Annotated in this window: 23 protein-coding genes; 18 read left to right on the top strand and 5 right to left on the bottom strand. The window is 74.2% G+C overall.

What is annotated here, in order from left to right; genetic code table 11:
- Window positions 1-35: 35 nt before the first annotated feature.
- Complete coding sequence (locus V1J52_RS23295; RefSeq protein WP_330141924.1) at window positions 36-950, bottom strand: aminoglycoside phosphotransferase family protein; 915 nt, start codon at window positions 948-950, stop codon at window positions 36-38.
- A 102-nt stretch (window positions 951-1,052) separates the two neighbouring features.
- On the bottom strand, window positions 1,053-1,520 hold the full coding sequence (locus V1J52_RS23290; RefSeq protein ID WP_330142037.1) for a DUF4439 domain-containing protein: 468 nt from the start codon (window positions 1,518-1,520) through the stop codon (window positions 1,053-1,055).
- Window positions 1,521-2,420: 900 nt separating this feature from the next.
- On the opposite strand from V1J52_RS23290, the gene rimP reads away from it, so the two are divergent.
- The 8 genes from rimP (at window position 2,421) to V1J52_RS23250 (ending at window position 10,956) form a co-directional block, all read left to right on the top strand.
- Window positions 2,421-2,987 carry a ribosome maturation factor RimP gene (gene rimP / locus V1J52_RS23285; protein WP_330141923.1) on the top strand — a complete coding sequence of 189 codons (567 nt, stop codon included), beginning with the start codon at window positions 2,421-2,423 and terminating at the stop codon, window positions 2,985-2,987.
- Window positions 2,988-2,989: 2 nt separating this feature from the next.
- A complete protein-coding gene (gene nusA, locus V1J52_RS23280; RefSeq protein ID WP_330141922.1) occupies window positions 2,990-4,009 on the top strand; it encodes a transcription termination factor NusA in 1,020 nt (339 codons plus the stop codon).
- A gap of 222 nt (window positions 4,010-4,231) precedes the next feature.
- The gene (locus tag V1J52_RS23275; protein WP_330141921.1) at window positions 4,232-4,519 is read left to right on the top strand and encodes a YlxR family protein; all 288 of its coding nucleotides are present in this window, start codon (window positions 4,232-4,234) and stop codon (window positions 4,517-4,519) included.
- A 155-nt stretch (window positions 4,520-4,674) separates the two neighbouring features.
- The gene (infB, locus tag V1J52_RS23270; protein ID WP_330141920.1) at window positions 4,675-7,764 is read left to right on the top strand and encodes a translation initiation factor IF-2; all 3,090 of its coding nucleotides are present in this window, start codon (window positions 4,675-4,677) and stop codon (window positions 7,762-7,764) included.
- 230 nt (window positions 7,765-7,994) lie between these two features.
- On the top strand, window positions 7,995-8,291 hold the full coding sequence (locus V1J52_RS23265; RefSeq protein ID WP_330141919.1) for a DUF503 domain-containing protein: 297 nt from the start codon (window positions 7,995-7,997) through the stop codon (window positions 8,289-8,291).
- Between the two features lie 65 nt (window positions 8,292-8,356).
- A complete protein-coding gene (gene rbfA, locus V1J52_RS23260) occupies window positions 8,357-8,875 on the top strand; it encodes a 30S ribosome-binding factor RbfA (RefSeq protein ID WP_330141918.1) in 519 nt (172 codons plus the stop codon).
- Window positions 8,876-8,878: 3 nt separating this feature from the next.
- On the top strand, window positions 8,879-9,808 hold the full coding sequence (truB, locus tag V1J52_RS23255) for a tRNA pseudouridine(55) synthase TruB (protein ID WP_330141917.1): 930 nt from the start codon (window positions 8,879-8,881) through the stop codon (window positions 9,806-9,808).
- A gap of 182 nt (window positions 9,809-9,990) precedes the next feature.
- Window positions 9,991-10,956 carry a bifunctional riboflavin kinase/FAD synthetase gene (locus tag V1J52_RS23250; protein ID WP_330141916.1) on the top strand — a complete coding sequence of 322 codons (966 nt, stop codon included), beginning with the start codon at window positions 9,991-9,993 and terminating at the stop codon, window positions 10,954-10,956.
- A 48-nt stretch (window positions 10,957-11,004) separates the two neighbouring features.
- Here V1J52_RS23250 and V1J52_RS23245 read toward each other — a convergent pair whose 3' ends face one another.
- Window positions 11,005-13,413, bottom strand: a complete 2,409-nt coding sequence (locus V1J52_RS23245) for an SCO5717 family growth-regulating ATPase (RefSeq protein ID WP_330141915.1) — start codon at window positions 13,411-13,413, stop codon at window positions 11,005-11,007.
- 211 nt (window positions 13,414-13,624) lie between these two features.
- Here V1J52_RS23245 and V1J52_RS23240 point away from each other — a divergent pair, with 211 nt between their 5' ends.
- The 7 genes from V1J52_RS23240 to V1J52_RS23210 all read left to right on the top strand — a co-directional run bounded on the left by V1J52_RS23240 (window position 13,625) and on the right by V1J52_RS23210 (window position 20,642).
- Window positions 13,625-14,341 carry a hypothetical protein gene (locus V1J52_RS23240; RefSeq protein WP_330141914.1) on the top strand — a complete coding sequence of 239 codons (717 nt, stop codon included), beginning with the start codon at window positions 13,625-13,627 and terminating at the stop codon, window positions 14,339-14,341.
- A gap of 146 nt (window positions 14,342-14,487) precedes the next feature.
- Window positions 14,488-14,721, top strand: coding sequence for a DUF397 domain-containing protein (locus V1J52_RS23235; RefSeq protein WP_330141913.1), 234 nt, complete (start codon window positions 14,488-14,490; stop codon window positions 14,719-14,721).
- A gap of 351 nt (window positions 14,722-15,072) precedes the next feature.
- Window positions 15,073-15,366 carry a 30S ribosomal protein S15 gene (gene rpsO, locus V1J52_RS23230; RefSeq protein WP_330141911.1) on the top strand — a complete coding sequence of 98 codons (294 nt, stop codon included), beginning with the start codon at window positions 15,073-15,075 and terminating at the stop codon, window positions 15,364-15,366.
- A gap of 370 nt (window positions 15,367-15,736) precedes the next feature.
- Window positions 15,737-17,977: a polyribonucleotide nucleotidyltransferase gene (locus tag V1J52_RS23225; RefSeq protein ID WP_330141910.1), complete on the top strand. Its 2,241-nt coding sequence runs from the start codon at window positions 15,737-15,739 to the stop codon at window positions 17,975-17,977.
- The gene (locus V1J52_RS23220; RefSeq protein ID WP_330141909.1) at window positions 17,974-19,353 is read left to right on the top strand and encodes a M16 family metallopeptidase; all 1,380 of its coding nucleotides are present in this window, start codon (window positions 17,974-17,976) and stop codon (window positions 19,351-19,353) included. The genes V1J52_RS23225 and V1J52_RS23220 overlap by 4 nt, the downstream gene beginning before the upstream one ends.
- A gap of 50 nt (window positions 19,354-19,403) precedes the next feature.
- Window positions 19,404-20,159, top strand: coding sequence for a 4-hydroxy-tetrahydrodipicolinate reductase (gene dapB, locus V1J52_RS23215; protein ID WP_330141908.1), 756 nt, complete (start codon window positions 19,404-19,406; stop codon window positions 20,157-20,159).
- 12 nt (window positions 20,160-20,171) lie between these two features.
- The gene (locus V1J52_RS23210) at window positions 20,172-20,642 is read left to right on the top strand and encodes a tetratricopeptide repeat protein (RefSeq protein ID WP_330141907.1); all 471 of its coding nucleotides are present in this window, start codon (window positions 20,172-20,174) and stop codon (window positions 20,640-20,642) included.
- On the opposite strand, the gene V1J52_RS23205 is transcribed toward V1J52_RS23210, so the two are convergent.
- Together V1J52_RS23205 and V1J52_RS23200 are read right to left on the bottom strand one after the other, a co-directional pair.
- On the bottom strand, window positions 20,621-21,184 hold the full coding sequence (locus tag V1J52_RS23205) for an SCO5741 family PH domain-containing membrane protein (RefSeq protein ID WP_330141906.1): 564 nt from the start codon (window positions 21,182-21,184) through the stop codon (window positions 20,621-20,623). The two genes, V1J52_RS23210 and V1J52_RS23205, sit on opposite strands and share 22 nt — an antisense overlap.
- A 128-nt stretch (window positions 21,185-21,312) precedes the next feature.
- A complete protein-coding gene (locus tag V1J52_RS23200; protein ID WP_330141905.1) occupies window positions 21,313-21,549 on the bottom strand; it encodes a hypothetical protein in 237 nt (78 codons plus the stop codon).
- A gap of 236 nt (window positions 21,550-21,785) precedes the next feature.
- Here V1J52_RS23200 and thyX point away from each other — a divergent pair, with 236 nt between their 5' ends.
- The 3 genes from thyX to V1J52_RS23185 all read left to right on the top strand — a co-directional run bounded on the left by thyX (window position 21,786) and on the right by V1J52_RS23185 (window position 25,335).
- Window positions 21,786-22,478: an FAD-dependent thymidylate synthase gene (gene thyX, locus V1J52_RS23195; protein WP_330142036.1), complete on the top strand. Its 693-nt coding sequence runs from the start codon at window positions 21,786-21,788 to the stop codon at window positions 22,476-22,478.
- Window positions 22,479-22,640: 162 nt separating this feature from the next.
- A complete protein-coding gene (gene dapA, locus V1J52_RS23190) occupies window positions 22,641-23,540 on the top strand; it encodes a 4-hydroxy-tetrahydrodipicolinate synthase (protein WP_330141904.1) in 900 nt (299 codons plus the stop codon).
- 109 nt (window positions 23,541-23,649) lie between these two features.
- Window positions 23,650-25,335: a ribonuclease J gene (locus V1J52_RS23185; RefSeq protein ID WP_330141903.1), complete on the top strand. Its 1,686-nt coding sequence runs from the start codon at window positions 23,650-23,652 to the stop codon at window positions 25,333-25,335.
- Window positions 25,336-25,573 lie beyond the last annotated feature (238 nt).

Below are 25,573 nucleotides of genomic sequence, written 5' to 3'. Positions count from 1 at the left end.
CGCCGCACCGGCCCCCGCCGCACCGGCGCGCGGCCCTACAGCCAGGCCGCGTACTCCAGCAGCAGCTCCCCGTCCTGCTGACGTCCCGTCAGCACGTGCCGCACCCCGGACTCGACGGCCCGGTACAGCGTCCAGCCGCGCAGCCGGTCCGCGTCCACGTCCAGGGAGCCGGCCAGCTTGTGCACCCGCCGCCGTGCGGCCGCGGCGGCGCCGGCGGAGGCCACCAGGTCGTGCAGCCGGTCCCTGGCGAGCCGCGCGAGGTCGAACGCGGGCTCGCCCACGAGGGGTTCCGGCCCGACCGCCAGCCACGGCGCCCGCTCCGCGTCCGACGCCAGGACCGCCCCCTGCCGGAAGTCCCCGTGCAGCAGCACCCCGTCCACGGCGTCCGCGAGCAGCTCCCCGCGCACCGCCAGGGCCGCGTCCACCAGCGGGCGCACGGCCCGCGGCGCCCGCTCCAGCACGTCGGCGACCTCCTCGGCCGTGTGCGCGGCCACCGTGGTGAACGGGTGGCCGGGCTCCGGCGGCACCCACAGCCGCCGCACCGCCGACACGGCCTCCAGCGTGGCCTTGGCCTCCGGCAGGGAACGCAGTGACACCTCGCCGTGCAGCCGCTCCAGGAGCAGCGCACCGGCGGCCGGGTCCGCGCGCAGCAGCCGCACCGCGCCCAGGCCGTCCCAGTGCGTGAGCGCGGCGGCCTCCACCGCGGCGCCCTGCGTCCCGCTCGCGGAGGCCGGCGCGCACAGCTTCAGCGCGGCCGGTGTCCCGTCCCCCCGGCGCACCAGCAGCACCACGCTGTCCCGGCCGCCCGGCAGCACGGTGCGCTCGGCCGTCAGCTCCCACCGCCCCAGCACCTCGTCGGCCAGGGCCGGGAGCCCGGCCAGCCAGGGGTGCCCGGCGCCCAGGGCGCGGGCCAGCCGCTGCGGTGGTTCCGGACGGAGCGCGGAGGCCATGTGCTCGGCGGTGCCTTTCCCTCGTGGTCCCTCGTGGTCCCTCGTACGGCGGCGTACGCGGTGGTGCGCCGGACCTGCGGTCAGCGGCCGCCGTGCGGACGGTCAGCGGCCGGGGGAACCGGCCTCCGCCCCCTCCGCGCGTTCGGCGAGCCCAGGGAAGGCTACGCCGCTGCCCCGCCACCGTGCCGAGCGGAGTGCCGCTTCGCGCAGGGCCTCCGCCGCCTCCACGCGCCGCTCCCCGGTGGCCGCCCGCACCAGGTCGGCGTACACGCCCGCCACCCGGTCCTCCAGGTCGGCGGCGAGGCGGGCCGCCGCGGCGGCGTCCGGGACGGCGTAGGGGAGCGCGTAGGCCGCGAGCGCCGGCTCCGGGCGGCCGCCCAGCTCCCGCACCGTCCGCACCAGCGCGTTCCGCCGCGCGCGGTGCGCGGTGAGCGCCTCCCGCGCGGCGGCCCGCCCCCGCTCACCGGCCCGCGCGCCCACCACGCCGTAGCCGTAGACGGCCGCGTGCTCGGCGGCGAGCGCCGCCCGCGCGGCCGCGAGCACCCCGGCGGCGTCCGTGCCGTCCGCCATGTCAGGAACCCCCTCACCCGGCTGTCCGCCGGGCTCGCCGTCCAGCCGGAACGCGTGGACCTCGCCGGCCGCCGCCACCGAGGCCAGCAGCCGGGCCAGCTCCGGCTCCGCACCGGCCAGCGCCCGCGTCCTGGCCCTGGCCGTGCTCCGCTCGGCCGCGGCCAGCGCCCGCAGTGCCTCCGCCCGCCCGTCCGGCACCCCGGGGGACGGCTGCGGGGAAGCGGAGCCCTCGGCCGCCGGGCGGGCCGACGGGCCGGAGCCGGACGGGCCTGGGCCGGACGGCGCGGGGCCGGACGGGCCGGGGCCGCCGCCGAAGGCGTCCAGGTGCCGCACGACGTCCGCGCGCAGCGGTGCGAGCAGCGCGGCGGTACCGGGGTGGGCGGCGGCCGTCGCGTCGTAGCGCTCCAGCAGTGCCGCGCTCGCGGCTGCCGCCTCCCGCCGCAGCCGCTCGCCGGCCCCGGCCGCCCGGCCGCGCTCCGGGCCGCTCGCGGCCCCGCCGTCGTCGCCCGAGCACCCGGCCGCCAGCGCGGCCAGCACGCCCGCGGCACCGGCCGCCAGCACGCCGCGCCGGCGTGGCGCGGCGGACGGATACGAGGACACGGGCACTCCACGGGCGGGCGGTCGGTCGGCAGGAGGAGCGGGAACAGAACTGGTGATCACCGCCCGGTGAGCGTACCCGGCGCCCCCGGGCCGCGCCCCGCGACGTCCGCCGTCCGGCGCGCACGGCACCCGACCGGCGCCGCCGGTGCGCCCGGCCGGCGGCACGGGTCGGCGCGGCCGGTGCGAGGCGCTAGGCTGTCCCCGGAGACGCCCGAGACGTGCCGCCCCCGCGCGCGCCGTCCCGCACCGCGTCCGACAACTGCCCCTGACAACAGCACACGCGGCCGAGGAGTCACCCGGATGAGCACCACCCAGATCGACCGGCTGCGCGGGCTGCTGGAACCGCTTGTCGCCGAGCGGGGGCTGGATCTCGAAGAACTCACCGTCACCCCCGCGGGCAAGCGCCGCGTGCTGCGGGTCGTGGTGGACTCCGACGAGGGCGTGCAGCTCGACGCCTGCGCGGAACTCAGCCGGGCGCTCTCCGCCGCCCTCGACGCGGACGACCCCATGGGCTCCGCCCCCTACGTGCTGGAAGTGACCTCGCCGGGCGCCGACCGTCCGCTGACCGAGCAGCGGCACTACCGCCGCGCCGTCGGCCGCCTCGTCGCCCTCCGCCTCCACGAGGGCGGCGACCTCACCGCCCGCCTGCTGTCCGTGGACGAGGAGGGGCTCGACCTGGAGGTGCCGGGCGTCAAGGGCCGCAAGCCCACCCGCCGCCGGGTGGAGTTCGCCCAGATCGCCAGGGCCCGCGTGGAGATCGAGTTCAACCGCCCCAAGGCGTCCGGCGACGGCCCGGCGGAGGGGACCGGCGGCCCCGCGGCGCACCACCAGGACACCGAGCACGACGAGAACGAAGAGGAGGCGTAGCCGTGGACATCGACATGAGTGCCCTGCGGGGACTCGTCCGGGAGAAGGAGATCTCCTTCGATCTGCTGGTCGGGGCGATCGAGGCGGCGCTCCTCATCGCCTACCACCGCACCGAGGGCAGCCGCAGGCACGCGCGCGTCAAGCTGGACCGCGACAGCGGCCACGTGACGGTGTGGGCCACCGAGGACCGGGCCGACCTCGCCGAGGGCCAGGAGCCGCGCGAGTTCGACGACACCCCCTCCGGCTTCGGGCGCATCGCCGCCACCACAGCCAAGCAGGTCATCCTGCAACGGCTGCGGGACGCCGAGGAGGAGGTCACCTTCGGCGAGTACGCGGGCCGCGAGGGCGACATCGTCACCGGCGTCGTGCAGCAGGGCAAGGACCCCAGGAGCGTGCTCGTGGACATCGGCAAGATGGAGGCCATCCTGCCGCCCCAGGAGCAGGTGCCCGGCGAGGACTACCGCCACGGCACCCGGCTGCGCTCGTACGTCGTCCGGGTCGCCAAGGGCGTGCGGGGCGCCTCCGTCACCCTCTCGCGCACCCACCCCAACCTCGTGCGCAAGCTGTTCGCCCTGGAGGTGCCGGAGATCGCGGACGGTTCGGTGGAGATCGCCGCCATCGCCCGCGAGGCGGGCCACCGCACGAAGATCGCGGTGCGCTCCAACCGCTCCGGCCTCAACGCCAAGGGCGCGTGCATCGGCCCGATGGGCGGGCGGGTACGCAACGTGATGGCCGAGCTGCACGGCGAGAAGATCGACATCGTCGACTGGTCCGACGATCCCGCCCAGCTCGTGGCCAACGCGCTGTCCCCGGCCCGGGTGAGCAAGGTGGAGGTCGTGGACGAGGCCGCCCGCTCGGCCCGCGTCACCGTGCCCGACTACCAGCTCTCGCTGGCCATCGGCAAGGAGGGTCAGAACGCCCGGCTCGCCGCCCGGCTCACCGGCTGGCGCATCGACATCCGTCCCGACCAGGAGCCCGGCGACGGCCCGCAGGGCTCCGCCGCCGCTCCCGCGGAGGACTGAGGCCCGCCCGGCCCGCCGCGCGGAGGGCCTCCCCGCGGAGGCCGCCGGGAAGCCGTGGCGGAATACGCGGTGCCGGTCGCGGCGTTGCGAAGGCACCGGCCACCACGGCCCCCGCCCGTACCCGGCGGCAGCCCCCCGCCGCCGGGGGATCACCGTCCGTATCTGTCATCGTGCCGTCACCCCCCGCCAGGGAGACCGCGGCGCGGGGAGGTAGACTGAAGAGTGTCTGGCTGGACGCGTATCCCCGCCTGCCCCGAGCGCACCTGCGTGGGGTGCCGGGAGCGCTCGGCCAAGGCCGGTCTGCTGCGTGTGGTGTTGGTCGAGGGTGAATGCGTCCCCGATCTTCGCGGTACGCTGCCCGGCCGGGGTGCGTACGTGCACCCCCGCCCTGCCTGCCTCGATCTGGCGGTCCGCCGCCGGGCGTTCCAGCGGGCCTTCCGCGGCAAGGGAGGCCCGGGACCGCTCGGAACGGAGGAACTGCGCCAGCGCGTGCAGCAGGCAGCACCGTAAGAAAGCCGCACGGAAGCCGTGCGGCGTGAGGTACCTCGCGAGTCGGAAGTAGGTCGAGATTGCGATGAGCACTCGATGAGTACGCGATGAGTACGCCCATGCACAAGTAGCGAAGGTCCGGCGGACGACCACCTCCGGACCGTCTAAGGAGCGAAGTGGCTAAGGTCCGGGTATACGAGCTCGCCAAGGAGCTTGGAGTGGAAAGCAAGGTCGTCATGGCCAAGCTCCAAGAACTCGGTGAATTCGTCCGTTCGGCGTCCTCGACGATCGAGGCGCCGGTTGTTCGCAAGCTGACCGACGCGTTCGACGCGGGCGGTTCCGGCGCGAAGAACGCCAGGAGCACGTCGGCGAAGCCGGCCGCCAGGCCGGCGGCCCCCCAGAATTCCGCGGCACCCCGTCCGGGTGCCCCCAAGCCGGGCGCGGCGCGGCCCGCCGCCCCGAAGCCGGGCGCACCCGCCCCGCGTCCCTCGGCCGCGGCGCCCAAGCCCGGCCCCGAGGCCGCGCGGCCCGCCGCGCCCAAACCCCCGTCGGCGCCCAAGCCGCCGGCCGCGCCCGGTGGCGGTTCGGCCGCCCGTCCCGGCGCGCCCAAGCCCGCACCGGCCCGTCCCGAGTTCACCGCGCCGCCGGCCGGTCAGTCCGGCCAGGCCGGTCAGGGCGGCCAGCAGGGTCAGGGCGGCCAGGGCGGCCAGTCCGCTCAGGGTGGCCAGGGCGGCCAGGCCGGTCAGTCCGCGCCCAGGCCCGGTGGCGCCCGTCCCGGTGCCCCCAAGCCCGGTGCCCCCGCCCCCAAGCCCGCGGCGGGCCCGAAGCCCGGCGGCCGTTCCGGCCCGCGTCCGGGCAACAACCCGTTCACGTCCGGCAGCGCCACCGGCATGGCCCGTCCCCAGGCTCCGCGCCCGGGCGGCGCGCCCAAGCCGGGCGGCGCCCGTCCCGGCCCCGGCGGCCAGGCCGGTCCGCGGCCGCAGGCCCCCGGCGGCGGCCGCGCCACCCCGGGCAACATGCCGCGTCCGCAGGGCGGCGGCCAGGGCGGCCCCCGTCCCGGCGGCGGCCCCGGCGGCCCGCGTCCGAACCCGGGCATGATGCCGCAGCGTCCCGCCGCGGGCCCGCGCCCCGGCCCCGGCCGCGGTGGTCCCGGTGGCGGCCGTCCCGGCGGTCCCGGCGGCCGTCCCGGCGGTCCCGGTGGCCGTCCCGGCGGCGGTGGCGGTTTCGCCGGCCGTCCCGGTGGCGGCGGTGGCGGTGGCGGTTTCGCCGGCCGTCCCGGTGGCGGCGGTGGCCGTCCCGGCTTCGCGGGCCGTCCCGGCGGTCCCGGTGGCCGCGGTGGCACCCAGGGTGCGTTCGGCCGTCCCGGCGGTCCCGCGCGCCGTGGCCGCAAGTCGAAGCGGCAGAGGCGCCAGGAGTACGAGCAGATGCAGGCGCCGTCCATCGGCGGCGTGATGCTGCCGCGCGGCAAGGGCGAGACCGTCCGGCTGTCGCGCGGTGCCTCCCTCACCGACTTCGCGGAGAAGATCAACGCCAACCCGGCGTCGCTGGTCCAGGTGATGTTCAACCTGGGCGAGATGGTCACCGCCACGCAGTCGGTCGCGGACGAGACGCTCAACCTCCTCGGCGAGGAGATGAACTACGTCGTCCAGATCGTCAGCCCGGAGGAGGAGGACCGCGAGCTGCTCGAGTCCTTCGACATCGAGTTCGGCGAGGACGAGGGCGGCGAGGAGGCCCTGGTCTCCCGCCCGCCGGTGGTGACGGTCATGGGTCACGTCGACCACGGCAAGACGCGCCTGCTGGACGCGATCCGCAAGACCAACGTCATCGAGGGCGAGGCCGGCGGCATCACCCAGCACATCGGCGCCTACCAGGCGGCGACGGAGGTCAACGGCGAGGACCGCCGCATCACCTTCATCGACACCCCCGGTCACGAGGCGTTCACCGCCATGCGTGCCCGCGGTGCCAAGTCGACGGACATCGCGATCCTCGTGGTCGCGGCCAACGACGGCGTGATGCCGCAGACGGTCGAGGCGCTCAACCACGCCAAGGCCGCCGAGGTGCCGATCGTCGTCGCGGTCAACAAGATCGACGTCGAGGGCGCCGACCCGACCAAGGTGCGCGGCCAGCTCACCGAGTACGGGCTCGTCGCCGAGGAGTACGGCGGCGACACCATGTTCGTCGACATCTCCGCCAAGCAGGGCCTGCACATCGACTCCCTGCTGGAGGCCGTCGTCCTCACCGCGGACGCCTCGCTCGACCTGCGCGCCAACCCCGAGCAGGACGCCCAGGGCATCGCCATCGAGGCCCACCTCGACCGCGGCCGCGGTGCCGTGGCGACAGTGCTCGTCCAGCGCGGCACCCTGCGCGTGGGCGACACGATGGTCGTCGGCGACGCCTACGGCCGCGTGCGCGCCATGCTCGACGACAAGGGCAACAACGTCCAGGAAGCCGGGCCCTCCATGCCGGCCCTGGTGCTGGGCCTGACCAACGTCCCCGGCGCGGGCGACAACTTCCTGGTGGTGGACGAGGACCGCACGGCCCGTCAGATCGCCGAGAAGCGCGCCGCCCGCGAGCGCAACGCCGCGTTCGCCAAGCGCACCCGCAGGGTCTCCCTGGAGGACCTGGACAAGGTGCTCAAGGCGGGCGAGGTCGAGCAGCTCAACCTCATCATCAAGGGTGACGCCTCCGGTTCCGTCGAGGCCCTGGAGTCGTCCCTGCTCCAGCTCGACGTGGGCGAGGAGGTCGACATCCGGGTGCTGCACCGCGGCGTCGGTGCGGTCACCGAGTCGGACATCAACCTCGCGTCCGGCTCCGACGCCATCGTCATCGGCTTCAACGTCCGTGCCGAGGGCCGCGCCACCCAGATGGCCGAGCGCGAAGGCGTGGACGTCCGGTACTACTCGGTCATCTACCAGGCGATCGAGGAGATCGAGGCGGCCCTGAAGGGCATGCTGAAGCCGGAGTACGAGGAGGTCGAGCTGGGCACCGCGGAGATCCGCGAGGTCTTCCGCAGCTCCAAGCTGGGCAACATCGCGGGTGTCCTCATCCGCTCCGGCGAGGTCAGGCGGAACACCAAGGCCCGCCTGCTGCGCGACGGCAAGGTGGTCGCGGAGAACCTCAACATCGAGGGCCTGCGCCGGTTCAAGGACGACGTCACCGAGATCCGCGAGGGCTTCGAGGGCGGTATCAACCTCGGCAGCTACAACGACATCAAGGTGGACGACGTCATCGCCACCTACGAGATGCGGGAGAAGCCGCGCGCCTGACGCGCCGCACCACCCGGCCCGGGGCCGCGCCCGCCGAGCAGCACGCTCGGCGGGCCGGTCCCGGGCTCGCTGCTGCCCGCCCCGCACCCCGGTCCCCGCGTGCGCGCCGCACCGCCCACGGGCGAATATGCGTCGATCGGACCGCGGCGGTGCGTGTACGGTTTCAGGTGTTCACCACGGACCGTTGTGACCAACGGATGAGGCCCCCGGGTCGGCTTGACCCGCACCGCATGTATGTAGGGACGCTCTCCTTCGACCTGCTGCTCGGCGACGTGCGCTCGCTCAAGCAGAAGCGCTCCGTCGTCCGCCCGATCATCGCGGAGCTGCAGCGCCGTCACACCGTCAGCGTCGCGGAGGTCGGCGATCCGGACCTCCACCGCAGGGCCCGCGTCGGGCTGGCGGTGGTCTCCGGGGACGCCGCCCACGCGAACGAGGTGCTCGACCGCTGCGAACGCCTGGTGGCCGCCCGCCCGGAGGTGGAACTCCTCTCGGTCCGGCGGCGCTTCCACGGCGAGGACGACGACTAGGACCGGCCGGTGCCCGACGGCACCGGCCCTGCCCCACCACTGACCGGAACAGAAAGAGTGAGCACATGACCGACACCGCGCGGGCCCGCAAGCTGGCCGACCGCATCCGGGTCGTGGTCGCGGAGACGCTCCAGCGACGGATCAAGGACCCGCGGCTCGGCTATGTGACGATCACCGACACCTGGGTCACCGGAGACCTGCGGGAGGCGACCGTCTTCTACACCGTCTACGGCGACGACGACGAGCGCGCGGCCTCCGCCGCGGCCCTGGAATCGGCCAAGGGCGTCCTGCGCACGGAGGTCGGGCGGCAGACCGGCGTGCGCTTCACCCCGAGCCTGACCTTCGTCCCCGACGCCCTGCCGGAGAACGCCCGCACCATCGACGACCTCCTCGCCCGCGCCCGGGAGTCCGACGCGCAGGTCAGGGCCGCCGCCACCGGGGCCGACTACGCGGGCGGCGCGGACCCCTACCGCAAGCCCGTGGACGAGGACGCGGACCAGGACGCGGACGCGGAAGAGGACGCGGACTCCGGCAGCGGTGCCGGCGCCGGGGACGCCCGGGACGCCGACGGCAAGGACGCCTGAGCCGTGGCCGAGCACCCCTGCACGGAACAGCCCGCCGACCGCCCCGCGCCGCCGCCGGACGGGCTCGTCATCGTGGACAAGCCCGCCGGTTTCACCTCGCACGACGTCGTCGCCAAGATGCGCGGCATCGCCCGCACCCGCCGCGTCGGGCACGCGGGCACGCTGGACCCGATGGCCACCGGCGTGCTCGTCCTCGGCCTCGGCAAGGCGACGCGGCTGCTCGGCCACCTCGCGCTGACCGAGAAGGAGTACGTCGCCACCATCCGGCTCGGCCAGTCCACCGTGACCGACGACGCCGAGGGCGAGATCACCGCGTCCACCCCGGCCGACGCGATCACCCGCGAGGCGCTCGACGCAGCGGTCGCCCAGCAGACCGGGCCCATCCAGCAGGTCCCGTCCCAGGTCAGCGCGGTCAAGGTGAACGGCAAGCGGTCCTACGCCCGCGTCCGGCAGGGCGAGGAGGTGGAACTCGCGGCGCGCCCGGTCACCGTCTCCTCCTTCGACGTCCACGACGTGCGTGAGGAGACCGCCGGGGACGGCACCCCCGTGCGGGACGTCCTCGTCTCCCTCGTGTGCTCCTCGGGCACCTACGTACGGGCCATCGCCCGGGACATCGGCGCCGGGCTCGCCGTCGGCGGCCACCTGACGGCGCTGCGCCGCACCCGGGTCGGCCCGTACGCGGTCGCGGCCGCCCGCACACTGGAGCACCACCAGGAGGCGCTGACCGTCCTGCCCATCGGCGAGGCGGCCGCCCAGGCGTTCCCCCGGTGGAACGTGGGGGAGCGGCAGGCGAAGCTGCTGAGCAACGGCGTGCAGCTCGACATGCCCGCGCTGCCGCCGGGCCCCGTCGCCGTCTTCGGGCCCGGCGGGCGGTTCCTGGCCCTCGTGGAGGAGCGCAAGGGGAAGGCCAGGAGCCTGGCCGTCTTCGCCTGAGCGCCGCCCGGGCCGTGCCCGTCCCGCGCTGGAGACCCGCGGGCACGCCCGCCGCGCGTTCGCCTGACCGCGCCTTGAGGCACGCTTGACCGTGCCGGGCAGCGGCCCGAGCGGGGCGCATGGCACCCTTGGACCCGGCAGGTAATCGACAGACCCATCGCACTCGGCGAGGAGCGGGCACAGTGCAGCGCTGGCGTGGCTTGGCGGACATCCCCGAGAACTGGGGGCGCAGCGTCGTCACCATCGGCTCGTACGACGGCGTCCACCGGGGACACCAGCTCATCATCGACAGGGCCGTGGCGCACGCCAGGGAGCTGGGCGTCCCCGCGGTCGTCGTCACGTTCGACCCGCACCCCCGCGAGGTGATCCGGCCCGGCAGCCATCCTCCGCTGCTCGCCCCGCACCACCGCCGGGCCGACCTGATGGAGGGCCTCGGCGTGGACGCGGTGCTGGTGCTGCCGTTCACGGCCGAGTTCTCCAAGCTCCCGCCGGCCGAGTTCGTGGTCAAGGTCCTGGTGGACCGGCTGCACGCGCGCACCGTCGTCGAGGGCCCCACCTTCCGCTTCGGCCACCGGGCCGCCGGGGACGTGGCGCTGCTGACGGAGCTGGGCAGGAGCTACGACTACGACGTCATGGTGGTCGACCTCCACGAGTGCGGTGAGGCGGGCGGCGGCGAGCCGTTCTCCTCGACACTGACCCGGCGCCTGGTCACCGAGGGCGACGTGACCGGTGCCGCCGAGGTGCTGGGCCGCCCGCACCGGGTGGAGGGCGTCGTCGTGCGCGGCGCCCGGCGCGGGCGGGAACTGGGCTACCCGACGGCGAACATCGAGACCGTCCCCTACACCGCGATCCCGGCCGACGGCGTCTACGCGGGCTGGCTGAACGCGGCGGACGAGGTGATGCCCGCGGCCGTCTCCGTCGGGACGAACCCGCAGTTCGCCGGGGTGGACCGCACGGTGGAGGCGTACGCGATCGACCGCGAGGGCCTGGACCTGTACGGGCAGCACGTCTCGGTCGACTTCCTCGCCTACCTGCGCGGGCAGGAGACGTTCCCGTCCCTGGACGCGTTCCTCGCCCAGATGGCCGAGGACGTCCGGCGCTGCCGGAGCCTCCTCGCGGCCACCCCCGCCGCCCCGGCCGCTCCCTGACACCCGGCGCCGCCGCCCCGCGCGGGCGGGCGGCGGCGGGCGCGGCGGCTAGGAGCCGTACCAGTGTCCGCCGGGCCCCGGCTGGCCCGGCTGCCCGGGGTACCCGTAGGCGCCCGGCCGGGGCGGCTGCCCCGGGTGTCCCGGCCCGCCCTGGCCCGGCATCGGCGGGGCCGTCTGCGGCGGCGGGCCGCCCGAACCGCTCTGCGTCCACAGCCCGTGCGACTGCTGGTGCCGCGTGATGTCCTCGGCGATCAGCGCGGCGAGGTGGAAGTACGCCTCCCGCGTCCTCGGCCGCATCATGTCGAGGTCCAGCTCGGCACCGGCGGCCAGGTGCTCGTCGAACGGCACCACGACCACGTCCCGGCAGCGCGTCTTGAAGTGACCGACGATGTCCTCGACCCGGATCGTCTTGCCCGTCTCCCGCACGCCGGAGATGACGGTGAGGCTGCGCTGCACCAGGTCGCCGTAGCCGTGCGCCGCCAGCCAGTCCAGCGTGGTGCTGGCGCTGCTCGCACCGTCCACCGAGGGGGTGGAGATGACGATGAGCTGGTCGGCGAGGTCGAGCACCCCGCGCATCGCGGAGTAGAGCAGGCCCGTGCCGGAGTCGGTGAGGATGAGCGGGTACTGCTTGCCCAGCACGTCGATGACGCGGCGGTAGTCCTCGTCGTTGAAGGTCGTGGAGACGGCCGGGTCCACGTCGTTGGCCAGGATCTCCAGTCCGGAGGGCGCCTGGGAGGTGAACCGGCGGATGTCCATGTAGCTGTGGAGGTGCGGGATGGCGGTGACCAGGTCTCGGATCGTCGCGCCCGTCTCGCGCCGCACGCGGCGGCCCAGCGTGCCCGCGTCCGGGTTCGCGTCGATGGCGATGACCTTGTCCTGCCGCTCGGTGGCCAGCGTGGCGCCCAGCGCCGTCGTGGTCGTCGTCTTGCCGACGCCGCCCTTGAGGCTGATGACGGCGATGCGGTAGCAGGACAGTACCGGGGTGCGGATCAGCTCCAGCTTGCGCTGCCGCTCCGCCTCCTCCTTGCGGGCGCCGAACCGGAACCGCGAGCCGGGCCGGTTGCTGCTCTGCGGGCGCGGCTTGCGCTTCTGGTTGAGCAGCCGGTCCGAGGACAGCTCGACGGAGGCGGTGTAGCCGAGGGAGCCGGGCTGGGCCTGGGGCTGCCGGGGCTCGGGCCAGGCGGTGCCGGCCCGCGGGTCGCCCGGTGCCGCCTGCTGCGGCGGCTGGGGGGCCTGGGGGGCCTGGGGGTGCGGGGCGTGCGGGTGCTGGGCCTGGGGGTGCGGCGGCTGGGGCGGGGCTTGCTGGGGCTGCCGGTGCGGCGCCGGGGCCTGCGGACGGGCGCCCTGCTGCGGGAAGCCGTAGCCTCCGGGGCCGGGCTGACCCGCTGGCACGCCGCCTCCGGGCTGCGGGTAGCCGTAGGCGCCGGGGTGGGCCGGGGGCCGCGGAGGCCCCGGTTGCGGGGCGGGCGGGGGCGGCGCGGGTGCGGTGCCCTCCGGCCACGGGGTTCCGGGCGGCGGCGTGCCCGGCTGCTGCACGGGCGGCTGCGGCGGGCCCGCCGGGCGGTACTGCGGCGGCAGCGGCGGCAGGGGGGCGGCCCCCGCGCCCTGGGCGCCGGGGTGCTGGGGCCACGGCTGCTGCGGCGGAGCACCCTGCGGTTCCGGAGCGCCCGGCGGGGGCGTGGGAGTGGAGGCGGGAGCCGCCGGAAGCCGGTGCCCGGCCGGTTCCCCGGCGGCCCGGCCCGCCTGTGCGTCCCGCTCGGCGAACTCGCGGCGGAGGGCCGCCGCCGAGATGCGCATCGTCTGCCCGCTGAGGGGCTCCTCCTCCGGCCCGTCGTCCGGCGCGGACTCCGGCGCGCCCTCCGGCGCGTCCGCCGGGCGGACGGGCGCGGGCGGTTCGCCGGACGGCGACGCGTCCGCCGGTTCCGCCGTGTCCTGCGGCTCGTGGGGCGCGGACGCGGGCTCGTCCGGGGCCGGGGGCTCCGGGCCGTCCGCGGCCGGACCCACCGGCTCCGGCTGCACGGACGCCGCCTCCGGTCCCGGCAGCGACGCCGCCTCCGGTTCCGCGTGCCCCTCCGCCTCCGGCTCCGGCGCGGGCCGCGGTTCCGGCTGGCCCCGTTCCTCAGCGGACCGCGGCCGCGGCCGGCCCGGGTCCGGGAACGCCGGGGGCCAGGCGGGAGGAGCGGGCGGGACCGGCGGCGCGTCGGCGGGCGGCGCCGCCGGGGCGGCGGGCGCCCCGGGCGGCGTCTGTCCGTGACCGGCGGGGGGCGGCGTCTGCCCGGGCGCGGGAGCCGGGTCCGGCGCCTGCGGGGCCGCGGCGGCCGACGCCGCGCTGTTCTGCGTGTACCAGGCCGGCGGGGTGTAGTCGATGGTGAACTCGCCCGTCGTCTCCAGGTCGGACTCGGGCTCGTCGCCGGGGGCGGCCCCGTCGCCGCGGCTCTCGTCCCGGTCGCTGCTCACAGTGCCTCCCGCTGATCTGGTCGCTCCCCGGTCCCCCGGGCGGCCCTCCCGCCCGTGAGCCGCACGCGCCGCCCAGCCTAGACGGCCTGCGCGGTCCTACGGGGCAGGGCGGGCGGTCCCGGCTCCGTTACCCGGTCGCCGGGGCGTACGTTGGGCCGGGAAGAGCGCGCCGCACCGGCCGCCCCCACCCCTCACACCGGAGTACCACATCGTGACTGTTCCCGTACGCCGTCTTCGCACCGCCGTCCTCGTCGCGGCCCTGCTCGCCGGTGGCGTCGGCTGCGCGGGCGCCGGTGACGAGCCGGAGTCCGGCGGCCCGACGGGCTCCGGCGCGGCCGGCTCCGCGGCGCGTGCGCTGATCAACGAGGCGAACGCGGCGATGCGCGGCACGAGTTTCTCCTCGACCGGTACCACCACGGCCTTCGCCGACGGCAGCCAGGAGACCACGTGGGACCCGGCGAAGGGGCTGCGCACGGTCGCCTCCGGCGAGGCGTCGGGCGCGATGTACTGCAAGGACGGCCGCAACTACCTGAGTGCGGAACTGCTCGCCGCCTCCCTCGCCCAGGCCGGGCAGCAGCTGGACGTCCCGCCGGAGCTGGACGGCCACTACGTGTACACCGAGACCGGCCAGGACTGCTCCACGCTCTTCGAGATCGCCGGCACCGGCGAGCTGACGCCGGAGAAGGACACCGACGTCGACGGGCGTGCGGCGAAGGCCATCACCGTCACGAGCGGCACCGCCGAGGACGTCTACTACGTCGCCGCGTCCGGAACGCCGTACCTGCTCAGGATGGACTCGGCGCGGGACGGCCGCACCAGCACCACCACCTACCGGGCGTTCGGGGAACCCACGGACGTCACCCTGCCGCCGCAGGAACGGACCCTCTCCCTGGAGGAGTTCCGCGCCCGCACCGACGCGTCCGGGTAGGCGGTGCGGGCCGGTCAGCCGCCCGGCGGGAAATATCCGCGTTCGGCCACCGGCTCCCGCGCCCGCCCTATGCTGGTCCGGGGCCGTACACCGCCGCGGGAAGGGCTCCGGACACATCACCGTGCCCGTGGAAAGGGATAGGGCTAATGGCTACGGAGCAGGAAAAGGAAGAGCTGTACGCCATGGACATCTCGGGGGTCGAGTGGCTGAGCGCGCCGGACAGCCCCGCCGAGGAACGGGTGGAGATCGCGCACCTGCCCGGGGGCGGGGTCGCCATGCGCAACTCCGCCGAACCGGACACCGTCCTGCGGTACACCGCCGCGGAGTGGCGGGCCTTCGTGCTGGGGGCCCGTGACGGGGAGTTCGACCTGCGCAGCTGAGGCGGACGGCGACGGGCGGAAAGGGGGCTGCGGGCGGCGGGAGCCTCCTCGCGGACAGCCGCGGTCCCCGGCGGTCCCGGACGGCCACCGGCCTCCACCGTACGGCCCGGTCCGTGACCAGCGGGTGAGCTGGTGTAGGCTACGGGGCGGCCGTTCGTGCGCGCAGCCGTCGGAACGATCTGTTCCGGCCACCCCGCGCGACGACGGCGCACGATGACAGACCGCAGTCAGGTCATTCAGCCAGATCCCGTCAGATCCACAGCCTCCCGAGTCACGGAAGCTCCCCTGTGAAGTGGACCAGGGGCACTCGGCGGCCCTGCCCCGGCAGGAAAGCACACCCAAGGAGTACGCGTGTCCTCTCTCGACGCCGCGACGAAGAAGCAGATCATGACCGACTACGCCACCAAGGAGGGCGACACCGGCTCCCCCGAGGTCCAGGTCGCGCTGCTCACCCAGCGCATCAAGGACCTGACCGAGCACCTGAAGACGCACAAGCACGACCACCACTCGCGCCGTGGTCTGCTGCTGCTGGTCGGCCAGCGCCGCCGCCTGCTCCAGTACCTGGCGAAGAAGGACATCCAGCGCTTCCGCGCCCTGGTCGACCGCCTCGGCATCCGCCGCGGTGCGGCCGGCGGCGCCCGCTGAGTCGTGCGGAGGGAGCGGTTCCCCGACCGGGAGCCGCTCCCTTCGGCTATGCGCGTGCCGCGTCGCCCGGGCAGCCGGACGGAAGCCCGCCGAACGGGTGAGCGGCACACCCTCGCGTACCGGTGGCGTCACGCTGAGGTAGCGCGAGAGCTCTCGTGGGACGGCGAATCTTTGTAGGCTGGTCCCACACAACGATCACCACACGACCAACGAGGCGGGGCGCGCCCGCCCGAAGCCGGTCCTCGGTAGTGGCCCCCGGACGAGCAGCGTCCGGGAGCTTCGATCGAAGACCGGCCCGCACAGGGAGCGCTCCGCCCACCACAGTCCGCCGCGCAGGTGCGCAGCGGACGCGTACGAGGAGATTCCCCTGGTGGAGAACGAAACCCACTACGCCGAGGCCGTCATCGACAACGGCGCCTTCGGCACCCGCACCATCCGCTTCGAGACCGGCCGCCTCGCCCGGCAGGCCGCCGGCTCCGCCGTGGCCTACCTGGACGACGACACCATGGTGCTGTCGGCCACCAGCGCCTCGAAGCACCCCAAGGACCAGCTCGACTTCTTCCCCCTGACGGTGGACGTCGAGGAGCGCATGTACGCCGCGGGCAAGATCCCCGGCTCCTTCTTCCGCCGCGAGGGCCGCCCGTCCGAGGACGCCATCCTCACCTGCCGCCTCATCGACCGGCCGCTGCGCCCCTCCTTCCGGAAGGGCCTGCGCAACGAGATCCAGATCGTCGAGACGATCATGGCGCTCAACCCCGACCACCTCTACGACGTGGTCGCCATCAACGCCGCCTCCTGCTCCACGCAGCTCGCGGGCCTGCCCTTCTCCGGCCCGATCGGCGGCACCCGCGTCGCCCTCATCAAGGGCCAGTGGGTTGCCTTCCCGACGCACTCCGAGCTGGAGGACGCCGCCTTCGACATGGTCGTGGCCGGCCGTGTCCTGCCCGACGGCGACGTGGCGATCATGATGGTCGAGGCGGAGGCCACCGAGAAGACGGTCGAGCTGGTCAAGGGCGGTGTGCAGGCCCCCACCGAGGAGGTCGTCGCCGCCGGCCTGGAGGCCGCCAAGCCGTTCATCAAGGTCCTGTGCAGGGCGCAGTCGGACCTCGCCGCCAAGGCCGCCAAGCCCACCGGCGAGTTCCCGGTCTTCCTGGACTACCAGGACGACGTCTTCGAGGCGCTGAACTCCGCCGTGCGCGACGAGCTGGCCCAGGCGCTGACGATCGCTGGCAAGCAGGAGCGCGAGGGCGAGCTGGACCGCGTCAAGGCGCTGGCCGCCGAGAAGCTGCTCCCGCAGTTCGAGGGCCGCGAGAAGGAGATCTCCGCCGCCTACCGGTCCCTGACCAAGCAGCTGGTCCGCGAGCGCGTCATCAAGGAGAAGAAGCGCATCGACGGCCGCGGGGTCACCGAGATCCGCACCCTGGCCGCCGAGGTCGAGGCCATCCCGCGGGTCCACGGCTCGGCGCTGTTCGAGCGCGGCGAGACGCAGATCCTCGGCGTCACCACCCTCAACATGCTCCGCATGGAGCAGCAGCTCGACACGCTGTCCCCGGTGACGCGCAAGCGCTACATGCACAACTACAACTTCCCGCCCTACTCCACCGGTGAGACGGGCCGGGTCGGCTCCCCCAAGCGCCGCGAGATCGGCCACGGCGCCCTCGCCGAGCGCGCGCTGGTGCCCGTCCTGCCCACGCGTGAGGAGTTCCCCTACGCCATCCGGCAGGTCTCCGAGGCGCTGAGCTCCAACGGCTCCACGTCCATGGGCTCCGTCTGCGCCTCGACGATGTCCCTGCTCAACGCCGGCGTGCCGCTCAAGGCGCCCGTCGCTGGCATCGCCATGGGCCTGATCTCCCAGGAGATCGAGGGCGAGACGCACTACGTCACCCTCACCGACATCCTCGGTGCGGAGGACGCCTTCGGCGACATGGACTTCAAGGTCGCCGGCACCCGCGAGTTCGTCACCGCGCTCCAGCTCGACACCAAGCTCGACGGCATCCCCGCCTCCGTGCTGGCCGCGGCCCTCAAGCAGGCCCGCGACGCCCGGCTGCACATCCTGGACGTCATGGGCGAGGCCATCGACGTGCCGGACGAGATGTCCCCGAACGCCCCGCGGATCATCACCGTGAAGATCCCCGTGGACAAGATCGGCGAGGTCATCGGCCCCAAGGGCAAGATGATCAACCAGATCCAGGAGGACACCGGCGCCGACATCACGATCGAGGACGACGGCACCATCTACATCGGTGCCGCCGACGGCCCGGCCGCCGAGGCCGCCCGCGCCACGATCAACGGCATCGCCAACCCGACGATGCCCGAGGTCGGCGAGCGCTACCTCGGCACCGTCGTGAAGACGACGACCTTCGGCGCGTTCGTCTCCCTCCTCCCCGGCAAGGACGGTCTGCTGCACATCTCGCAGATCCGCAAGCTCGCCGGCGGCAAGCGCGTGGAGAACGTCGAGGACGTCCTCGGCGTCGGCCAGAAGGTGCAGGTCGAGATCGCCGAGATCGACCAGCGCGGCAAGCTCTCCCTCATCCCCGTCATGGACGAGGAAGAGGGCGCCGCCGACGGCAAGGACACCGGCGACCAGGCCGAGGCTGCGGACGCCAAGTGACGCGAAGCCCCAGCGCGACGGCCCGCCCCTCCCACGCGGAGGGGCGGGCCGTCGCCCGTACCGCCACGCCCCCGCGCGGTGGGAACGGTGCGGGCACCGTCCGCAGAACGGTCCTGCCCGGCGGCCTGCGCGTCGTCACCGAGGCGCTGCCCACCGTCCGCTCCGTCACCTTCGGCATCTGGGCCCACGTCGGCTCCCGGGACGAGACGCCGTCGCTCGGCGGCGCCACCCACTACCTCGAACACCTGCTGTTCAAGGGCACCGCGCGGCGCAGCGCCCTGGACATCTCCGCCGCGCTCGACGCGGTCGGCGGCGAGATGAACGCGTTCACGGCCAAGGAGTACACCTGCTACTACGCGCGGGTGCTCGACAGCGACCTGCCGCTGGCCGTCGACGTCGTCTGCGACATGCTCACCGGATCGCTGATCCGCTCCGAGGACGTGGACGCCGAACGCGGCGTCGTCCTGGAGGAGATCGCCATGACGGAGGACGACCCCGGCGACTGCGTCCACGACGTCTTCGCCCGCACGCTCTTCGGCGACACCCCGCTCGGCCGTCCCGTGCTCGGCACCGTGGAGACCGTCGAAGGGCTCACCCGCGACCGCGTGGCCCGCTTCTACCGCAGGCACTACGACCCGACCCGCCTCGTCGTGGCCGCCGCGGGGAACCTCGACCACGAGGACGTCGTCCGGCAGGTCGGCGCCGCCTTCGAACGCACCGGAGCCCTGCGGGACACCGGCGCCGTGCCGCAGGCACCGCGCGGCGGCACGCGCCGCCTGACCACGGCCGGCCGCGTCGACCTGGTGCGCCGCCGCACCGAGCAGGCCCACGTCGTCCTCGGCATGCCCGGTGTCGCCCGCACCGACGAACGCCGCTGGGCCCTCGGCGTCCTCAACGCCGCGCTCGGCGGCGGCATGAGCAGCCGCCTGTTCCAGGAGGTGCGGGAGAAGCGGGGCCTGGCCTACGCGGTGTACTCCCACACCTCCGGCTACGCCGACTGCGGCCTGTTCGGCGTCTACGCCGGCTGCCGCCCCGGCCAGGTCCACGACGTCCTTGCCATCTGCCGCGAGGAGCTGGCCAAGGTCGCCGAGCACGGCCTGCCCGAGGAGGAGGTGCGGCGCGCCATCGGCCAGCTCGCGGGCTCCACCGTCCTCGGCCTGGAGGACACCGGCGCGCTCATGCACCGCATCGGCAAGAGCGAGCTGTGCTGGGGGCAGCAGCTGTCCGTGGACGACCTGCTCGCCCGCATCTCCGCCGTCACCCCCGACGACGTGCGCGCCGTCGCCGCGGACGTCCTCGGCCGACGGCCCTCGCTGGCCGTGATCGGGCCGCTCACCGACAAGCAGGCCGCCCGGCTCGACGACGCCGTCGCCTGACCGAGGGCCACCACCACCGACCGCACCCGGACCGCAAAGGAACCCCGACGATGAGCAAGCTCCGCGTGGCCGTGATCGGCGCGAAGGGCCGCATGGGCGCCGAAGCCGTGCAGGCCGTCGAGGCCGCCGACGACCTGGAACTGGTCGCGGCCCTCGGCCGCGGCGACGGGCTTCAGGCCCTGACCGACGCCGGCGCCCAGGTCGCCGTCGAGCTGACCCACCCCGACTCCGTCATGGCCAACGTCGAGTTCTGCGTGCGCCACGGCGTGCACGCCGTCGTCGGCACCACGGGCTGGACCGACGAGCGCCTCGCCGAGCTGCGCGGCTGGCTCGCCGCCTCGCCCGAGACGGGCGTCCTCATCGCGCCGAACTTCGGCATCGGCGCCGTCCTCACCATGCGCTTCGCGCAGCAGGCCGCCCGGTTCTTCGAGTCCGCCGAGGTCGTCGAGCTGCACCACCCGGGCAAGGCCGACGCCCCCAGCGGCACCGCCGTGCGCACCGCTCAGCTCATCGCGGACGCCCGGCGCGACGCCGGCTGCCCGCCGCAGCCCGACGCGACCACCAGCGCCCTGGAAGGCGCCCGGGGCGCGGACGTGGACGGCGTCCCCGTACACGCCGTCCGGCTGCGCGGGCTGGTCGCCCACCAGGAGGTGCTGCTCGGCGGCGAGGGCGAGACGCTCACCCTCCGGCACGACTCGATGCACCGCTCGTCCTTCATGCCCGGCGTGCTCCTCGGCGTCCGCCGCGTGCCCACCGCTCCGGGGCTCACCTTCGGCCTGGAGCACTTCCTCGACCTGGACGGCTAGGAGGCCCGGCTCATGCGGGCGAAACTCACCTACTTCGCGCTGGCGGCGGTCCTCGTCGTCTACTTCGTGCTCGTCGGCAGCCGCGGCGTGCTCCTGATCCGGCAGGGCACCGCCGTCACCGTCGCCTTCGGCGTCGCCGTGCTCGTGCTGCCGCTCATCGGCCTGTGGTTCCTGTGGCACAGCACCCGCTTCGCCCACCGGGCCGGCCGCCTGGCCAGGGAACTGGAAGCCGAGGGCGGGCTGCCGCCGGACGAGCTGGAGCGCCTCCCCAGCGGCCGCGTCGACCGGGCGTCGGCCGACGCCGTGTTCGCCCGCCGCAAGGCCGAGACCGAGGAGGACCCCGGGGACTGGCGCAGGTGGTTCCGCCTCGCCGTCGCCTACCACGACGCCGGGGACACGCCCCGGGCCCGCAAGGCGATGCAGCGCGCCATCGCCCTGCACCGCGCGGAGCGCCGGGACGCTCAGCCGCGGCCGTCCCGGTAGTCCTCGGCCCACGCCTCCAGCACGTCGGCGGCCCGCTCGAACGCCTCGGGCTTGCCGAGGAAGTCCGCGCTGCGGTCGCTCAGCAGCGTGCGCAGCGCCGTGCCGTGACCGCGTTCGATGACGAGCGCCTGGCCCTGCACGGTGCGGGGCAGCCCCAGCCAGCGCACCGGCTGCTGCGCCGTGCGCACAGCCGTGACGCGCGGCCAGGCGACGGTGACGGTGCGCAGGAGGTGCACCTGCCGCACGCCGTGCGAGCTGACCCACACCCCCACCCGCAGCACCCGCAGCGCCGCGCCGAGCAGCACCACCGCGCCCACCAGGCACGCACCGGCACCCGCCAGCGTGCCGACGAGCGTGATGACGACGGCCGAGATCAGCAGGTAGGCCGAGAGCAGGAGCAGCACCGCGGCGCCGCCGACGCGCCAGGGGCCCGGCCGGTAGGGCCGCCGCCAGCGACCCCGGTCCGCGTACGGAAGGGGCTCGGCGGACGCCTGTGAAGGGGCTGCCGACGGATGGTCGGCCGTCAGGAAGGGCAGGGGCACGACGGGTCCTCGCTCGCGGTCCGGGGCTGTGCGGCAGGGCGGCGTCCGCACCCTGTGACCGGTGAGGTTATCGGGGAAGCCCACCGGTGGTCACCCCAGGGGCACGCCACCGGCGCGCCCGGCGTACGTCACCGCTCCTGGACGGCCTCCTGGCGCTGCCCCTGCTCGTCCAGCCGGACGTCCAGCGCGGGCCACGCCAGCAGCAGCGAACCGACGAGCCCGGCCACGACGACCAGGGTCAGCAGCGCCCGCCCGGCCAGCTCCCCGGCCGTCGCCCGCTCCCGCGGCGGCGGCTCGACGTTGCTGCGGAACCGGTCGGCGTCGGCGACGAAGGCGAACGGCACGGGCTCTCCGCGGCGGGACATAACAGGTGACTCCTCCTGGCTTCGGCGGATACCCGGACAACGTCCGGCCGACCGCCTTCGTGCCCGATATCTACGGCTTGCTCAAACATGTGGACGACTCACGCCGGTCTGGGGTTGCTTGTGCCCACCGTGGCGTGGCCGATGCCACCCCCGCCGGGCGGGCTACGCTGGGCGCCGCCCCGGCCGACAGACCTGGAAGGACCCCGGTGACCGACAACCCCCGCTTCCGCAGCGACATGACCGTCGAGCTGGTCAAGCACAGCGCAGCCGACACGGACGTCCTGTGGGCGGCCCGGGTGTCCACGGCCGGCGAGCAGTCGCTGGAGGAGCTGACCCGGGACCCGGAGCGGTCCAAGGGCCTCATCAACTACCTGATGCGGGACCGCCACGGCAGCCCCTTCGAGCACAACTCCATGACGTTCTTCATCAGCGCCCCCCTCTTCGTCTTCCGCGAGTTCCACCGCCACCGGGTCGGCTGGAGCTACAACGAGGAGAGCGGCCGCTACCGCGAGCTGGAGCCGGTGTTCTACGTGCCGGACGCCGACCGCGCGCTCGTGCAGCGCGGACGCCCGGGGAAGTACGACTTCGTCGCGGGGACCGAGGAGCAGCAGCGCGTCGTCCACGAGGCGATGACGGACTCCTACCGGCGGGCCTACGCCGCCTACCAGGAGATGCTGGCGGCCGGGGTGGCCCGCGAGGTCGCCCGCGCGACGCTGCCGGTCGGCCTGTACTCGTCCATGTACGCCACCTGCAACGCCCGCTCCCTGATGCACTTCCTCGGGCTGCGCACCCGGCACGAGCTGGCCCGGGTGCCGTCGTTCCCGCAGCGCGAGATCGAGATGGTGGGGGAGGGCATGGAGGCCGAGTGGAAGCGGCTCATGCCGCTCACCCACGCGGCGTTCAACGCGGGCGGACGGGTCGCTCCCTGACCACCGTGTCGGCGGTGTCCGGATTGCGGCACTTCGTGAAGTTCATCTAGGCTGAATGTACGGACCCGGCACTGCCTGAACCCCCGAGCAGGCAGTGCCGGGTTCCCCCTCCGCGTCACCCGAGGGCGCACGGGGCCGCGGGCTGCGAGTAGCGTGGACCCCATGGCTCCGACCTCCACACCGCAGACGCCCTTCGGGCGGGTCCTCACCGCCATGGTCACACCGTTCACCCCGGACGGCGCACTCGACCTCGACGGTGCCCAGCGCCTGGCCGCCCACCTGGTGGACGCCGGCAACGACGGCATCGTCGTGAACGGCACCACGGGCGAGTCGCCGACGACCAGCGACGCGGAGAAAGCCCAGATCGTGCGGGCCGTGGTGGAGGCCGTGGGAGACCGCGCCCACGTCGTGGCCGGAGCCAGCACGAACAACACCGCGCACAGCGTCGAGCTGGCCCGCGCCGCCGAGCAGGCGGGAGCCCACGGCCTCCTGGCCGTCACCCCGTACTACAGCAAGCCGCCGCAGGAGGGCCTGTACCGGCACTTCCGCGCCATCGCGGACGGCACCGGACTGCCGGTCATGCTCTATGACATCCCCGGCCGGTCCGGTGTGCCGATCAACACGGAGACGATCGTCCGCCTCGCCGAGCACCCGCGCATCGTCGCCAACAAGGACGCCAAGGGCGACCTCGGCCGCGCCAGCTGGGCCATCGCGGCGTCCGGTCTCGCCTGGTACTCCGGCGACGACATGCTGAACCTGCCGCTGCTGTCGGTCGGCGCCGTCGGCTTCGTCTCCGTGGTGGGACACGTCGTCTCGCCGGAGCTGCGGGCCATGCTCGACGCCTACTCCAGCGGCGACGTCACCAAGGCGACCGAGATCCACCAGAAGCTGCTGCCCGTCTTCACCGGCATGTTCCGCACCCAGGGCGTCATCACGACGAAGGCCGCCCTCGCCCGGCGGGGCCTGCCCGGCGGGCCCCTGCGGCTGCCGCTGGTCGAGCTGACGCACGAGGAAGCCGAACAGCTCAGGCGCGATCTCGCCGCCGGCGGGGTACAGCTGTAACCACCACGGACTTCATAACTGCATACCGCCACACAACTGAACCCGCACGACCAACGCGCGCGCCGCGTGCCCCGCCGGGCGCGTGGCGCGCGTGGTTAAGGAGAGTTTCTTGAGCCATCCACACCCCGAACTCGCCCCGCCGCCCGCGCTCCCCGACGGCGGCCTGCGCGTGACGCCGCTCGGCGGCCTCGGCGAGATCGGCCGCAACATGACCGTCTTCGAGTACGGCGGCCGCCTGCTGATCGTCGACTGCGGCGTCCTGTTCCCCGAGGAGGAGCAGCCCGGCATCGACCTGATCCTGCCGGACTTCAGCTCCATCAGGAACCGCCTGGACGACATCGACGGCATCGTCCTCACCCACGGGCACGAGGACCACATCGGCGGCGTCCCGTTCCTGCTGCGCGAGAAGCCCGACATCCCGCTGATCGGCTCCAAGCTGACCCTCGCCCTGATCGAGGCGAAGCTCCAGGAGCACCGCATCCGCCCGTACACCCTGGAGGTGCGCGAGGGCGAGCGGGAACGGATCGGACCGTTCGACTGCCAGTTCGTCGCCGTCAACCACTCCATCCCCGACGCGCTGGCCGTCGCCATCCGCACCCCCGCGGGGCTCGTGGTGCACACCGGCGACTTCAAGATGGACCAGCTTCCGCTGGACGGCCGCCTCACCGACCTGCGCGCCTTCGCCCGGCTGGGCGAAGAGGGCATCGACCTGCTCCTGTCGGACTCCACCAACGCGGAGGTGCCCGGCTTCGTCCCGCCGGAGCGCGACATCTCGCAGGTGCTGCGCCAGGTCTTCGCCCGTGCCCAGCGGCGGATCATCGTGGCGAGCTTCGCCAGCCACGTGCACCGCATCCAGCAGATCCTGGACGCCGCGCACGAGTACGGGCGGCGCGTCGCCTTCGTCGGCCGCTCGATGGTCCGCAACATGGGCATCGCCAGGGAGCTGGGATACCTCAAGGTCCCGGCCGGTCTCGTCGTGGACGTCAAGACGCTCGACGACCTGCCCGACGAGAAGGTGGTGCTCGTCTGCACCGGCTCCCAGGGCGAGCCGATGGCGGCGCTGTCCCGGATGGCCAACCGCGACCACCAGATCCGCATCGTGCCCGGCGACACCGTGATCCTGGCGTCCTCCCTCATCCCGGGGAACGAGAACGCGGTCTACCGCGTGATCAACGGACTCACCAGATGGGGTGCCAACGTCGTCCACAAGGGCAACGCCAAGGTGCACGTCTCGGGACACGCCTCGGCGGGCGAACTGCTGTACTTCTACAACATCTGCCAGCCGCGCAACCTGATGCCGGTCCACGGGGAATGGCGGCACCTGCGCGCCAACGCGGAGCTGGGCGCCCAGACCGGCGTCCCGCACGACCGGGTCGTGATCGCCGAGGACGGCGTGGTCGTCGACCTGGTGCGGGGCAAGGCCAACATCGTCGGCAAGGTGCAGGCCGGGTACGTGTACGTGGACGGCCTCTCGGTCGGCGACGTCACCGACGCCGCGCTCAAGGACCGCCGCATCCTCGGCGAGGAGGGCATCATCTCGGTCTTCGTCGTGGTGGACAGCACGACGGGGAAGATCGTCGGTGGTCCGCACATCCAGGCCAGGGGCTCGGGCATCGACGACGCGGACTTCAGCTCCGTGCTCCCCAAGATGGACGAGGCGCTGGCCAAGGCCGCCCAGGACGGCGTCGCCGAGGTGCGCCAGCTCCAGCAGCTCGTCCGGCGGACCGTCGGCAAGTGGGTCTCCGACACCTACCGGCGCCGCCCGATGATCCTCCCGGTCGTCGTGGAGGTCTGATGGCGCGGGGACGGGGCGCCCGATTTGCATCCGGGCGTCCCGCTCCAGTACGTTGACTGCTCCACCCCACCGGAACCAGTGGCGCCGCGTTGCGTCCCGGGACACCGGCGGAGGGGGGAAAGCCCGGCTCAGGAAACCTGATAAAGTCGGGCGTCGCCGAAAGGCAAAGGGATTCGACTCCCGCAGAGGAAAACCGGAGCGGTAAACGAGCCGGAAAGAGTCTGGTAAAGTCGGAGAC

It is taken from the genome of Streptomyces solitudinis (assembly GCF_036323765.1).
Taxonomy (GTDB): Bacteria; Actinomycetota; Actinomycetes; order Streptomycetales; family Streptomycetaceae; genus Streptomyces.
This window is presented reverse-complemented; position numbering and strand designations above follow the sequence as displayed.